Raw genomic sequence first — 2,579 nt, 5'->3', positions numbered from 1 at the left:
GATAGACGGCAAAGTGGATGCCATTTCAGCCTATGTCACCAACGAACCATTTTTTCTTGATCGGGTAGGCTTTGCCTATCAGACCTACACGCCACGAGCATCAGGCATCGATTTTTATGGCGACAACTTTTTTACTACTCAATCCGAAATCAAGCGCAATCCAGCCCAGGTTGAAGCTTTTCGCCTGGCCAGTTTGCGTGGCTGGCAGTATGCGATGGCCCATCCGGAAGAAATAGCCGACCTGATCATTGCCAAGTATTCACAGCAGCATCCGCGCGAGTTTTATCTATTCGAGGCGCAACGCATGGCGCAGTTGATGCAAACGGAGCTGATTCAAATCGGTTACATGAACCCCGGGCGCTGGCGGCATATTGCCGATGCTTATGCCGGGCTGGGTCTGTTGCCGCGCGACTTTTCGCTTGACGGCTTTCTGTACGATCCCCAAGCGAGGACCGACTTCGCGCCATTTTATTTACCAGGTGCACTGCTTATCATTGTCAGCGCTACTGCGCTCTACATTTTGCGAAGCAACCGCCGACTGGCCCGAGCGCTGGCGGCCAGTAACGAGGCTCAACTTGCGCTGGGGGTGTCTGAAGTGCGGCACAGGCTGCTGGCCGACCACGCCACTGATGTGATTTGGACCATGAACCTGCAAGGCCGCTTCACCTACGTCAGCCCATCGGTGGAGCGATTGCGCGGCTACACCAGCGCCGAGGTCATGCAGCAAACGATGGAGCAAGCCCTGTGCCCTTCGTCAATACCGATAGCCACCGAATCGCTTGGCAAATCAATCGCAGCCATGTCCGTCGGCTTGCCCTTTATTGACTTTCGAGGCGAGTTGGAGCAGCCCTGTAAAAATGGATCCACGGTGTGGACTGAGGCGATCACCAGTAGCATGCGCGACAGCGATGGTAAATTTATTGGCATCCTGGGCGTTAGCCGCGACATTACTGAGCGCAAACGTCTAGAGCAAGAGGTTCAGCAACTTGCGTTTTATGACCCCTTGACCCATTTGCCCAATCGGCGGCTTTTCAATGACCGGCTGAGTCAAACCCTGGCGCGGGCCAAGCGTGCGCAAACACGCATGGCATTGATGTTTATTGATCTGGACAAGTTCAAGCCGATCAATGACCAATACGGTCATGAAGCGGGTGATTGGGTGCTGCACTCGGTAGCACGGCGCATTGAGAGTTGTCTGCGGTCCTCGGACACGGCGGCCCGCGTCGGTGGTGACGAATTCCTGGTGCTATTACCCGACGTGCAAACTGGCAGTGACGCGCTTGCAGTGGCTGAAAAAATTCGCATCGAACTGGAACGGCCATTTGTCACTCCAAGCAAGTTGTCGCTGCGGGTGTCGTCGAGCATCGGCATCGCAATTTACCCGGACCACGCCAATACCGAACAAGATCTGCTGCGTCTGGGCGACCGTGCCATGTACCAGGCCAAGCGGTCTGGCGGAAATACCGTCGAATTGAGTGCGCTGAGTGACGAGCTAGAGGACACCGATGACATCAACTCTGTTGGTGGGCATTCCGGACAATCAATAGTCAGATTGACCTGGAAGGCGGTTTTTGCCTGTGGTCAGCAAACCATTGACAACGAACACCGCGAGTTGCTCCGGCTGAGTAACGTTCTTTTAGGCAAGGTGGTGATGCGCGACGAGGAACCTGAGCAATTTGATGCTGCGTTCGATGCCCTCCTGGCGCATGTGGTGGAACACTTCGCCCATGAGGAAGCGATCCTTCATGAGCACGCTTACGAACACCTGCAGGAACACGCCCAAATACACCAGTCGCTGGTGGTGCAAGCACTCAAACTTCGCCATCCTGGCAATCAGGCTGCGGGTGTTTCAGTTGGGGGTTTGGTGGACTTTCTGGTGACAGAAGTGGTCGCCCGGCATATGCTCACTGAAGATCGGAAGTTCGCCGCCTTGTTTGCCGATAAAAATAGCTTGTAAGGAGTCATCTCAGAATTAGGGGATGTAAGCCCAACCCCGCCAAATCTTGAGAAGTGTGTAGATGGAGCGACGGAATTTTCTGAGGTTCCGGCTTGGATGAGTGTGATCAAGCAAATTGAGGGACCAATAATCACGCTTCGTGATGGACGGAATCAGGCGAACATTGGCACCGACCTGTGGCAAAACAGCAACTTTCCGCGCCAAGTTAAGTGAACGCCCGCTTTGGAGCGATATCTACAGCCGGATCGCAGCACAAGCCGACGGTCACGGACAACCCTGGAATTTCATCGATTTCTCGAAAGCGGTCATAGCCGGCTCCAGTCCAATTTCGTGATTTCTTCGCCGCCAAAACTCCGAAGCGGTCGTTCGGGGGCGACAATCAGCTTTCGTCTGTGGCGGTCGGCACTGCAGCGTTTGCAGTCATAGTGAATTTGACCTTGAATGACTCCAGAAGACCCTCAGCGGTAGTAGTCGTTACCGATCTGGCTCCTCCCAACCGGCCGTTGGCTGATACAAAGCGACGGTCAGCTTTCTGGTGACCAAATCGTGAAATCGGGCACCCGCGTTTGGCCAGGTGCGGGCATTAGAAGTGGTTGCCCGATACCTGCCATTGGGCAAGCAG

Annotated in this window: 1 protein-coding gene; it reads left to right on the top strand. The window is 54.7% G+C overall.

The window, feature by feature from the left end:
* A partial coding sequence (locus tag ACOYNV_RS27380) for a diguanylate cyclase domain-containing protein (RefSeq protein ID WP_422902983.1) occupies window positions 1-1,957 on the top strand: 1,957 nt, incomplete at its 5' end.
* Between the last annotated feature and the right edge of the window lie 622 nt (window positions 1,958-2,579).

Origin of the sequence: Propionivibrio sp., from assembly GCF_049316945.1 — a bacterium.
Lineage (GTDB): Bacteria > Pseudomonadota > Gammaproteobacteria > Burkholderiales > Rhodocyclaceae > Propionivibrio.
Note: the sequence above shows the minus strand (reverse complement) of the source record. Positions and strands in the feature narration are given on the sequence as shown.